General features: G+C 80.7%; 1 protein-coding gene. It reads left to right on the top strand.

From position 1 onward, the window contains the following. Positions 1-1,212, top strand: a 1,212-nt coding sequence (gene cbiE, locus DT057_RS34975) for a precorrin-6y C5,15-methyltransferase (decarboxylating) subunit CbiE (protein WP_420870349.1), incomplete at both ends; no start/stop codon positions are given.

The following is a 1,212-nucleotide window of genomic DNA, read 5'->3' as shown; positions in this document are numbered from 1 at the left end:
CGGCGCCCGATGCGGCCGGCCGCCCGGCGCCCGATGCGGCGGGCCGCCCGGCGCCCTGGCTCGCCATCGTGGGCATCGGCGAGGACGGCCGGGCCGGGCTCTCGCCCGCCGCCGCCCGCGCCCTCGACGGCGCGGGGCTCGTGGTCGGGGGCCGGCGCCACCTCGCCCTCGCCGCCCCCCTGGCGGCCGAGACCCTGGCCTGGCCGAGCCCGATCGAGGCCGCCTACCCGGCGATCCTCGCCCGCCGCGGCCGGGCGACCTGCGTGCTCGCCACCGGCGACCCCTTCCACTACGGGATCGGCGCGGTGCTCGCCGGCCTCGTCCCGCCCGCCGAGATCGCCTGCTACCCCCAGCCCTCCGCCTTCAGCCTCGCGGCGGCCCGCCTCGGCTGGCCCCTCGCCGAGACCGTCTGCCTCACCCTGCACGGCCGGCCCCTCGAGCGGGTGATCCCGCACCTCCAGCCCGGCGCCCGGCTCCTCGTCCTGTCCCGGGACGGCCTCACGCCGGGCCTCCTCGCGGCGCTCGTGGCCGCGCGGGGCTTCGCGGGCTCGCGCCTGACGATCCTCGAGGCCATGGGCGGCCCACGGGAGCGCCGCCGCGAGGTCCTGGCGCACGCCTCCGGCAGCCTCGCGGGGGCGGGGATCGACCCCCTCAACACCGTGGCGGTCGAGGTGGCGGCGGACGCGCACGCCGCGGTCATCCCCCTGGCGCCCGGCCTCGACGAGGCCTGGTTCGAGAGCGACGGCCAGATCACCAAGGCGGAGGTGCGCGCCGTCACCCTGGCGGCCCTGCGGCCCCGGGCCGGCCAGGTCCTGTGGGACGTCGGGGCCGGGTCCGGCTCGGTCGGCATCGAGTGGTGCCTGCGCCACCCGGCGAACCGGGCGCTCGCCGTCGAGGCCCGGGAGGACCGGGCGGCCCGCATCGCCCGCAACGCCCTCGCCCTCGGCGTGCCCGATCTCGCGGTGGTGCGGGGCCGCGCGCCCGAGGCCCTGCGCGGCCTGCGGCCGCCGGACGCGGCCTTCGTCGGCGGCGGCGTCTCCGACCCGGCGGTGATCGCGGCCGCCTGGGCGGCGCTGCCCCCGGGGGGCCGCCTCGTCGCCAACGCGGTGACGCTCGAGAGCGAGCCGGTGCTGATCGAGGCCTACCGGCGCCTCGGCGGCCTCCTGCGGCGCATCGGGATCGCGCGGGCGGAGCCCGTCGGCGGGATGCAGG

The organism is Methylobacterium crusticola (assembly GCF_003574465.1).
Lineage (GTDB): Bacteria > Pseudomonadota > Alphaproteobacteria > Rhizobiales > Beijerinckiaceae > Methylobacterium > Methylobacterium crusticola.
Note: the sequence above shows the minus strand (reverse complement) of the source record. Positions and strands in the feature narration are given on the sequence as shown.